This window comes from uncultured Rikenella sp. (assembly GCF_910577125.1).
GTDB lineage: Bacteria > Bacteroidota > Bacteroidia > Bacteroidales > Rikenellaceae > Rikenella.
The window spans coordinates 1-8,730 of record NZ_CAJTMN010000085.1; the positions used below are offsets into that span (position 1 = coordinate 1).

Annotated in this window: 7 protein-coding genes and 1 tRNA gene; 3 read left to right on the forward strand and 5 right to left on the reverse strand. The window is 58.5% G+C overall.

All coding sequences use genetic code 11. The features are described 5' to 3' along the window. The first annotated feature begins 78 nt into the window (after positions 1–78). The 3 genes from QZ292_RS08350 (at position 79) to QZ292_RS08360 (ending at position 2,312) form a co-directional block, all read left to right on the forward strand. Positions 79–1,107 carry a beta-ketoacyl-ACP synthase III gene (locus QZ292_RS08350; RefSeq protein ID WP_294600476.1) on the forward strand — a complete coding sequence of 343 codons (1,029 nt, stop codon included), beginning with the start codon at positions 79–81 and terminating at the stop codon, positions 1,105–1,107. A 27-nt stretch (positions 1,108–1,134) separates the two neighbouring features. Further along, positions 1,135–1,206 (forward strand) — tRNA-Arg (locus QZ292_RS08355). Between the two features lie 440 nt (positions 1,207–1,646). Beyond that, the gene (locus QZ292_RS08360; RefSeq protein ID WP_294600479.1) at positions 1,647–2,312 is read left to right on the forward strand and encodes an ATP-binding cassette domain-containing protein; all 666 of its coding nucleotides are present in this window, start codon (positions 1,647–1,649) and stop codon (positions 2,310–2,312) included. 84 nt (positions 2,313–2,396) lie between these two features. Here the strand turns inward: QZ292_RS08360 and QZ292_RS08365 are convergent, their stop codons facing one another. The 5 genes from QZ292_RS08365 to purB form a co-directional block, all read right to left on the reverse strand. Continuing rightward, positions 2,397–3,620: a glycoside hydrolase family 27 protein gene (locus QZ292_RS08365; RefSeq protein WP_294600482.1), complete on the reverse strand. Its 1,224-nt coding sequence runs from the start codon at positions 3,618–3,620 to the stop codon at positions 2,397–2,399. 162 nt (positions 3,621–3,782) lie between these two features. Next, positions 3,783–6,434 carry a prolyl oligopeptidase family serine peptidase gene (locus QZ292_RS08370; RefSeq protein WP_294600484.1) on the reverse strand — a complete coding sequence of 884 codons (2,652 nt, stop codon included), beginning with the start codon at positions 6,432–6,434 and terminating at the stop codon, positions 3,783–3,785. Positions 6,435–6,497: 63 nt separating this feature from the next. Next, positions 6,498–6,890, reverse strand: coding sequence for a DUF4834 family protein (locus QZ292_RS08375; RefSeq protein ID WP_294600487.1), 393 nt, complete (start codon positions 6,888–6,890; stop codon positions 6,498–6,500). 188 nt (positions 6,891–7,078) lie between these two features. Next, positions 7,079–7,243, reverse strand: coding sequence for a rubredoxin (locus QZ292_RS08380; protein WP_294600490.1), 165 nt, complete (start codon positions 7,241–7,243; stop codon positions 7,079–7,081). A 32-nt stretch (positions 7,244–7,275) separates the two neighbouring features. Then, positions 7,276–8,637 carry an adenylosuccinate lyase gene (gene purB / locus QZ292_RS08385; RefSeq protein ID WP_294600492.1) on the reverse strand — a complete coding sequence of 454 codons (1,362 nt, stop codon included), beginning with the start codon at positions 8,635–8,637 and terminating at the stop codon, positions 7,276–7,278. Positions 8,638–8,730: the final 93 nt, after the last annotated feature.

Genomic DNA, 8,730 nt, shown 5'->3' on the forward strand with positions numbered 1-8,730 from the left:
TTTTCTGGTTCTCTTTGTTCACAAAGAGAACAGTACCCTCCAGATAAGGTGCAAAATAGAATGAAGTAAAAAAGAAGCATGGCAAAGACCAGCAGCAGCAAGAAGATTACAGCCGCGATCACCGGCGTCGGCGCATATTTGCCCGAATACATTTTGGACAACGAAGAACTCAGCCGGATGGTCGAGACCTCCGACGAGTGGATCATGAGTCGGATCGGGATCAAGACCCGTCACATCCTGAAAGGAGACGGGAAAGGGACCTCTTATATGGGCGAGCGTGCCGTGAAAGACCTGCTGGAGAAGACCCAGGTCGATCCCGAAGACATCGACCTCATTATTTGCGCCACCGTGACCCCGGACATGTCGTTCCCGAGCACAGCCAACCTGATCGCCTATAAATCGGGACTGACCAAAGCGTTCGGGTTCGACCTGTCGGCCGCGTGCAGCGGGTTTATCTTCGCACTGACCACCGCATCGAAATTTATCGAAGCGGGAACTTACAAGAAAGTGATCGTCGTGGGAGCGGACAAGATGTCCTCAATCATCGACTATGAAGATCGGACGACCTGTCCGATTTTCGGCGACGGAGCCGGAGCCGTGTTGCTGGAACCGAATACGGAGGGACTGGGGCTGATCGACGCCAGCCTGCATTCGGACGGTTCCGGCGCTGTACACCTCTATCTGAAAGCGGGAGGATCGTGCTATCCGGCATCGCACGAGACGGTGGATAATAAATGGCACTACGTGCATCAGGAGGGTCAGCCGGTCTTCAAGGCAGCGGTTTCGCACATGGCCGATACGGCAGTCGAAGTGATGGAACGCAACCATCTGACCGCAGAAGATGTGCGTTATCTGGTTCCGCATCAGGCCAACAAACGGATCATCGACGCCACAGCGAATCGGATGGGACTGCCGGCGGAACGGTGTATGGTCAATATCCACAAATATGGGAATACCACGGCAGCGACGATTCCGATCTGTCTGTGGGACTACGAGACCAGATTGAAGAAGGGGGATAACCTTATCCTGGCTTCGTTCGGCGGGGGCTTTACCTGGGGAGCGATTTATTTGCGGTGGGCGTACGACGGGGGGACGATGCACAAGTAGCCAGTCATCGGACAACCCATCGAAAAGGGCCGCATAGTTCAAGGGATAGAACGGAAGTTTCCTAAACTTTAAATACAGGTTCGAGTCCTGTTGTGGCTACGATAGACGCTCGATTCGGAGCGTCTTTTCTTTTATTGGAGAAGACTTCACGAAGACCCTGAACCTGTCCGGACGCCGCTCTCGACTTCCGATACACCAGGACAAAAGCCTCTGTTTCAAAAGACAGCCCGTATGCCCCTTCTCCACCGATTGAAAATATACTATACCTTCCTCCGGTCATTCTATTTTACCGGCGGCTGTATCAGCGTGTGTTGCGGGTGGTTGTTTTACAGATGGGGAAGCGGCATTCTGACTCCCTTACTCTATTTCAAACTCTTGACGGCCGCAAGCGTTTACTATATCGTGAATCGCCTCAAACAGCGAGAATACTACTACTATTACAATCTGGGGTTATCCAAGCTGAAGCTGTGGGCCTTTTACGAATTTTGCGACCTCCTGGTCTTTGTCTTGTTATTGATCGCCGCTAATTTGCTGCCGGAATGGGACACCTTTTGGAGATAGACAGCGCCCGGATGCAGATCGGCGACCGGACGATTTTAGAACACGCCTATTTGCAGGTGCGTACCGGCGAGGTGGTTGCCTTGCTCGGGTTGAACGGCAGCGGGAAATCGCCCCTCTTGCAAATGCTTTACGGGACTCGGCGAGGGACCTTCCGGCACGTCAGATGGGACGGGCAACCGCTCGAAAGGGCCTTCGAGCACCCGGAGTCAGTGCGTTATCTTCCGCTATTCCATTTTGTCCCGGGCCATTTATCCGTACGTCAGATTTTTGCCGACTATCAGATAGATCTATCCTCCTTTGCCGCCGATTTTCCCGATCTGACCCATTGCGTAGACGCTCGGATCAAGCACCTCTCGGGGGGAGAGAGGCGTTTGATAGAGGTGTATCTGCTCGTTCGGTCGCCATCGGCGATCTGCCTGCTCGACGAACCATTTTCTCAGCTGATGCCGTTACATATTGCGACGTTGAAAGCGCTGATCCGGGATGAAATCAGATACGGCGGCAAGGGATTTATCATTACAGATCATCTCTATCGGGATGTGCTTCAGATCAGTGATCGCATCTGTTTCCTGAAAGACGGGTATGTTTCGGAAATATCCTCCTCCGGCAGGGAGTTGGCGGCAATGGGATACAAATCCGTGTAGTCCGGCTGCAAAAAACTCCCGGTCAGGCATCTCTCCAAAGGAAGACCTGACCGGGAGCGAATAAAAATCTCCTCTACAGAAAAACTACTTCCGCCGGTAGATGTAGACCTCGCAGCCATGCGCCGGCAGCGTGCCCCGCACCGCAGCCTTCTTCGACACCCGCCCCGTCCACGCATTCGTCACCGTCGCCGGATAGAGAATATCCGCATCCCGCACCGGATCGAACACGAACGAAGCCGGCGCATCCGACCGGTTGAAGACGCAGATAGCCACCCCGTCCTTCAGCTCCTTGCGCAGGTACTGCAAATCGCCCGACCGCATGAAAGTATACCCCTGCCGCCCCAGCGAATCCTGATCCACCGCGATCAGATGCCGGTTCGTCAGCAGCTCGCGCGTGAAATCCGACATATCGCGCAGGTCGTTATTGACGATCAGCGGCGCCGCCAGCATGCACCACAGCGCGAAATGCGTCTTGTACTCCTCGTCCGTGCACCCCTTGAAGCGTTCGTCCGGCGAGGAGGATTTCCCCTTGCCGTAGAGCCCCACCATCAGGAGGTCGGGATCGTTCCAGCCGCCCGGCCCCGCATAGGGTTCGAGCCCCTCCTGCGTGTCGAAGATATCCATGATCCCTGTCAGGAAGCCGTCGCCCGACCGCCAGCCGTCGCGCGAGTCGTAAGTCGTCCGCCAGAGGTGTCCTCTCGCCGCCCGGGCCCACAGCCACGGGCTCCGGCCGCCCCACTCGCAAATCGCATACACGATCGGTTTACCGGTCGCCTTCAGCGCATCGCCCATCTTCTTGTAGCGCGTGAAAGCCGTCGTCCGATCCGTCGGCGCGTGGCAATAGTCGTATTTCAGGTAGTCGATTCCCCAATCGGCAAAGGTCTGCGCGTCGATCTCCTCGAAGCCCAGGCTCCCCGTCACCCCCGCACAGGTCAGCTCGGCCGCGTCGGAGTAGATGCCCAACTTCAGCCCCTTGCCGTGCACATAGTCGGCCAGCGCCTTCATCCCGTTCGGGAACCGCACAGGGTCGGGAAAGAGACGATTCTTGGTATCGCGTCCTCCGACCCAGTAGTCGTCGATGATAATATACCGGTATCCGGCATCGCGCATACCGTTGGCGACCATCGCATCGGCGATCTCGCGGATCAGCGAGTCGCTGACCTCCCATTCGAACTGGTTCCAGCTGTTCCACCCCATCGGCGGAGTCAGGGCGAGCGTATCGACCGGCGTCGCCTCGCGCTGAGCCGATACGGTGACCGGAGCAGCGGTCAGAAGCAGTGCGAACAGCGTCGCGATTCGGAGTTTCATCTTCATAATCAGGTATTGGGTTAAAAATGTTCTTCCTCAAAGATAACCATTTTCCCGGACTTCAAGCCCCTTCCGGCCGGCCGAAAACAGCAAGCGGTGGGCGCACCCTCCTCAATCGTCGGAGTATGCGCCCGCCGCGATACGTTCCGTCCCGCGCAAAGGCTAGTACGTCACAAGATCTTTACTGTTCAGCGACCAGTCGTTGTCGAAGAAACCGGCCGTTTCGACCGCCTTCAGGCCGTCTTTCAGCATATCGGCCCGGAAAATCATCAAATCCGGGAAGCCGGTAATCCCCGATATATAGTTGTTCGGCATCGTCGCCCGCATCCCCGGCACGCCCGTCGCCGTCACCACACCGATCAGGGCATCCGGATAGTCCGGATGGGGATAGACAAAGTAGGCCCCCAGATCATCCCCCTCATACGACCGGCCGCCCATCGAGATGCCGCCGTTCCGCACCCGAATCGGGCAGTTTTTCAAAAGCCGCGACCAGACGCGGTTGTTGTCGTAGTTTCCGTACAGAATCACATTCCGGTGGGGATACTTGGCCTCCTCGTATGCGTAGTCCGGAATGACGTCCACCGACCCGTTTCCGCGATAATAGAAGGTCTCGGCGTCGAACCGGGCCTTGGCCTGCCATCCGGCGCGCTCCTCGGGCGTCCCGACCGTCGAATAGACGAAGACCATCCGGTTGTCGAACGCCTGTTTGAAGCCGCCGTACCGGCCGGCATATTTCTGCCGCCGATCGACGCTGTCGGCCACGTGCCACTGTCCGTCGCGATACGCCACGACAGCCTGTCGCGAGGTCGGCACCACGAGCCGCTGCCCGTTGCCGTCGAAAACGAGGGTCGTCCGTTCCACCCCCATTCGGAGCGCAGGCAGGTCGAAGGTCAACAGCACCGCATTCTCGGCCGCTCCGATCCGGATCGTCGTATCGCCCTCGCGCCGCACCTCCACGCGGGTAAAGCGGTAAGGGCTCTCCTGCTGTTCGACGGTCAGCCAGTAGTCGCGCGACGAGACGCCCGGCGAAGCGGTGTAGAATTCGATCTCGTCCACCGTGCTGTCGGCCGGAATGGTATGCCGCGACAGGAAATCGAAGAGCGGCGGCCAGTCCACGCTGGCATCGCCGAACCAGTGTTCGCCGCCGGGGTATTCGTGGTAGCAGAAGTCGGTGTGGAACCGCCCCAGCACCTCCCGCATGAGGTGCGCCTGTTCGGGCGGCACCACTTTATCGGCCGATCCGTGGTGGATGTAGACGCCCGACTGTTTGAGGTTCTGCGAGAGGGCCATCACCCGTCCGGCGGAAGCGGCCCGGTCGAAAGGTTCGAAGAGGGGCGAACGCCGGTGTGTCGCATCGCCGCGCCCGCTGCCGTAACCGGCGATGTCGGGATAGCCGGCGCACGGCGCAATGGCGGCGAAGAGAGAGGGATAGGTCGTCCCGAGGTACCACGTCCCGTGGCCGCCCATCGAGTGGCCGGTCAGGTAGATGCGCGAGGTGTCGGTCTTGAAGATGCGCTGCGCCTCTTCGAGCACTTCGAGGGCGTCGATCCTCCCCCACTCTTCCCAGTTGAAGCCGAAGGGACGCCGGTTGGTCGGTGCGACGATGTTGGCCCAATCCTTCTGTTTATAGGCCCGCGCCTGGTTGCGCGCCTCGACCGAAGCGCCGTGCACGGTCAGCACGAAAGCCCGGGCAGCGGTATCCCGCGGATCGGTGCGCAGGGCCGGAGCCACGCTGTAATATTGCACGCTGCCGTCGATGCGGCTGACGAATGTCCGTTCGTGGTGGACGTTCGGCGAGACTTGCCGCAGTTTGATCGTCGCGGTGTCGACTATTTTGTCGTTGCGCATCAACTCCAAACGGGCAAAGATCGGTCCGTTGTAATCCGTTTTATCGGTCGCCGGGAGCTGGAATTTGACTTTCCGTACCGCCATCGGCATGATGTCGTCGGTTTTGTATTCGAGCGTTTTGCCCGTTTTCGCGCCGTCGGCGGTGGACAGGGTAGCCCGGATAGAGAGCCCCTTCAGGGGTTTCTCGGTGGCGTTCACGACCCGGATCGCGGCCCATTTCGGGTCGTTCTCTCCCTCGATCAGGTCGGGGAGGGTCATGTCGCGCCGGGTGAACATCACCGGTTTGTCGGGCTTCACCAACTTCGATTCCACCCGTCCGAAGCGGCCCGGGGTGTAGATGATCTCGTTCAGCCCTTTTTTCAGCCGTATCGGGATCAGGGTGTAGCCGAAGTCGTAGTGATCCCCTTCGTGCAACTCTCCGTTGATGTATGTCCGCGTGCCGCCGGTGGTCTCGAGCAGGGCGATCCGGCTGTCGGGACTGTCATAAGCGGTATAGAGGTAGGCCGACCGCATCTGCGGGCTGCGGAAGCGGCCGGTGGAGTCGGCCGCAATCGGGCTCCAGACCCATGCCGGAAGCTCGTAGGAGATGCGGTAGTGATTCCGGGCCTTGCGTTCCTGATTGGATTGATAAGCCATCACGGGCTCTTTCTGGGCCGGATAGGCGTATCCGATGCTATCGCCCGCCGCCGGCGTCCGGAAACGGCCGGTGGCATAGAGCCAGGCGATCATGTCCTGGCCGTTGTACAGGGTGCCGCCGCCCACACCGCCGGGCAGCAGCAGGCCGTCGCGGAAACGGTGGAAGACTTCGCCTTCGTCGGTGGTTTCGACTTTCTGTTGCCCGAAGATGGCGACGATGTTGCCGTCTTCGGCTGTTTTCTTCTGTCCTGCGGCGGTCTGCCACGCTCCCAGCGCGACGAGGCACAGGATGGCCCAACGACGGCCGGAAGGGGTAGGATGAATGGTCATATGGGTTAGGTTTTGATGGTTTTCGCAGTGGATGCGGCGTCCGGGTGACCCCGGCGGAAAAGATCAGTTCCCGGCTCCATCCGTACGGTCTTCTTCGGTCACGACAGTGGTCGAAGCCGTGCTCTCGACCTCTTCGTACTCGACGTATTCGCCGACGCTCCGGGCTACTCGGCGTTCGCTCCGCATGGCGGTTTGGGTGACGGTCACCTCTCCCTCTTTCCGGTGGCGCCGCTGGCGGGAGGAGGGGTTGCCGAAGTTGGCGTAAAAGCCGCGGAAGGAGCCTTTCGAGCCGGTATTGCGTCCTCCGCTGCCCGAGGAGGTGCCGGTGGCTCCGAACTGCTGCTGGAATTCGCGCTGTTTCCGGGCGATCCACCAGCGGAGTGTCCAGCGTCCGAACAGGCCGAGCAGCCAAAAGCCTACGAAGATGAAGAGTATGACGGTCAGGAAGGTTTCCATGGGGTTTCCGGTTTGGTCTGTGTACAAAGATATAACGTTCCGCGCTGAATTTTAGCGTTTCAGACAAAATGCGGGGAGAGGGAAAGGGGAAGAATGAACCGTTTCGGGGAAAAAATGAACAGGGGGAGGCCCTCTTTCCGAGGCCTCCCCTTGTCACTGTCGTCCCGAGAGGTCGAGGGCGCAGGGCCCTATTTCCCGACTTTGCTGAACATATCTTTCCCTACGCCGCAAATCGGGCATTCGAAATCGTCGGGAAGTTCTTCGAACGGGGTTCCGGGTGCGATCCCGCCTTCGGGATAACCTTCTTCGGGGTTGTAAACCCAGTCGCAAACGTCGCATTTGTAGTTGTCCATAGCCGTAAGCATTTAAAAGTGAATACTATAAATTATTCTTTGTGTCGGGCAAAAATCCCGATATAGGTTTGCGGCGTCAAAGCCCGCAGCTCGGTTTTCACCGACTCCGCCACGTCGAGTCCGTCGATAAAGGCCTTTATATCGGCCTGCGTAATCCCTTTGTTCGTACGGGTCAGTGCTTTCAGCGCTTCATACGGGTTGGGGTATTTCTCACGCCGCAGGATGGTCTGGATTCCTTCGGCCACCACGGCCCAGTTGGCTTCCAAGTCCCGGTCGATGGCTTCGCGGTTGATAATCAGTTTGCCGAGCCCTTTCATCAGCGAGGTCAGGGCGATCAGGGTATGGGCCACCGGTACGCCGATGTTCCGCAGCACGGTGGAGTCGGTCAGGTCGCGCTGCAATCTGGATACCGGCAATTTTGCTGCCAAATGTTCGAAAAGGGCGTTCGCGAGGCCTAAATTTCCTTCGGCGTTCTCGAAATCGATGGGATTGACCTTGTGGGGCATGGCCGAGGAGCCCACTTCGCCTGCTTTGATGCGTTGTTTGAAGTACTCCATCGAGATGTAGGTCCACATGTCGCGCGCGAGGTCGACCAGAATGGTGTTGATGCGTTTCAGGCCGTCGAAAATGGCGGCGAGGTTGTCGTAGTGTTCGATCTGGGTGGTGTACTGCGACCGGTCGAGCCCCAGTGTGCCGTTCACGAAACGGTTGGCGAACGATACCCAATCGATTTCCGGATAGGCGACGGAGTGGGCGTTGAAGTTCCCGGTGGCGCCTCCGAACTTGGCGGGATAGGGCACGGCCTGCAACATGTCGCGCTGCTTTTCGAGCCGTTCGACGAAGACGCGGATCTCTTTCCCCAAGACGGTCGGCGAGGCGGGCTGGCCGTGGGTGTGGGCCAGCAGCGGTACGTCGCTCCACTCGTCTGCCAAGGCCGCGAGCTTGTCGATCAGCTCGCCCAAGGCGGGATAATAGACGTCGCCCATCGCCGCCTTTAAGCTGTACGGCGTGGCGGTGTTGTTGATGTCCTGCGAGGTCAGGCCGAAGTGCACGAACTCCCGCTCATCACCCAATCCCAGTGCGTCCATCTTCTCTTTGATGAAGTACTCGACGGCTTTCACGTCGTGGTTGGTGGTCTGCTCGATCTCTTTCACGCGCTCGGCGTCGGCGAGGCTGAAGTCTTCGTAAATCCGGCGCAGGGCTCTGTACCGTCCCTTATCGAACCCGGCGAGCTGGGCCAGGGGCAGCTCGCACAGGGCGATAAAATATTCGATCTCGACCTGCACACGATAACGAATCAGGGCGTATTCGGAAAAATAGCCGCCCAATACCTCGGCTTTCCCGCGATAACGACCGTCTACAGGCGATATGGCGGTCAAACGATTCAATTCCATCAATTTTTCCTGTTTAATGTTCGATGGGCTGTCTTTGCCCGGGAGGGTACTGTTCTTTTTGTGAACAAAAAGAACCAAAAAAACTTTAGAGGA

Bases quoted from the DNA above. Each gene is read 5' to 3' on its own strand.
- QZ292_RS08350 (WP_294600476.1), top strand. From the start codon at position 79: ATGGCAAAGACCAGCAGCAGCAAGAAGATTACAGCCGCGATCACCGGC.
- QZ292_RS08365 (WP_294600482.1), bottom strand. From the start codon at position 3,620: ATGAAACTCCGAATCGCGACGCTGTTCGCACTGCTTCTGACCGCTGCT.
- QZ292_RS08375 (WP_294600487.1), bottom strand. From the start codon at position 6,890: ATGGAAACCTTCCTGACCGTCATACTCTTCATCTTCGTAGGCTTTTGG.
- QZ292_RS08370 (WP_294600484.1), bottom strand. From the start codon at position 6,434: ATGACCATTCATCCTACCCCTTCCGGCCGTCGTTGGGCCATCCTGTGC.
- QZ292_RS08360 (WP_294600479.1), top strand. From the start codon at position 1,647: ATGGGACACCTTTTGGAGATAGACAGCGCCCGGATGCAGATCGGCGAC.
- purB (WP_294600492.1), bottom strand. From the start codon at position 8,637: ATGGAATTGAATCGTTTGACCGCCATATCGCCTGTAGACGGTCGTTAT.
- QZ292_RS08380 (WP_294600490.1), bottom strand. From the start codon at position 7,243: ATGGACAACTACAAATGCGACGTTTGCGACTGGGTTTACAACCCCGAA.